This window comes from Collinsella sp. TF07-1 (assembly GCF_003437235.1).
In the GTDB taxonomy this organism is placed as follows: domain Bacteria; phylum Actinomycetota; class Coriobacteriia; order Coriobacteriales; family Coriobacteriaceae; genus Collinsella.
In genome coordinates this window covers 402-714 of record NZ_QSRV01000061.1, presented here as the reverse complement: position 1 = coordinate 714, position 313 = coordinate 402, and the positions used below count along the sequence as shown (strand labels likewise).

The window sequence follows — 313 nt, the reverse complement described above, 5'->3', positions numbered from 1 at the left end:
AGACGCCGACGAGCCCGCCGCGGCAGCCAGGCTGGAGGCGATAAGGGACTGCCTGCGCCGGGGGCTGTCGCCCGAGCAGATGGCGGCGCGCAACGGCGGCCCGGTGGACCTGTCGCCGTCGACCATCTACCGCTGGGTCTCGGCGGGCTACGACGGCATGACCAACATGGAGCTCAGGCGCAAGGTCGGCTACAGGCCGAGGAAGCGCGCCGCGCGCCGGGCGGCGACCCGCCACTCCGCCCGCAGGTCACATGCCGCGTTCCTCGCCCTCGGGGAGGACGCGTGCGCCGCGGCCTGGGAGATGGACACCGTC

Annotated in this window: 1 pseudogene; it reads left to right on the top strand. The window is 74.4% G+C overall.

From position 1 onward, the window contains the following. A pseudogene (locus tag DXC67_RS10525) lies at positions 1-313 on the top strand (helix-turn-helix domain-containing protein); the annotation flags it as partial.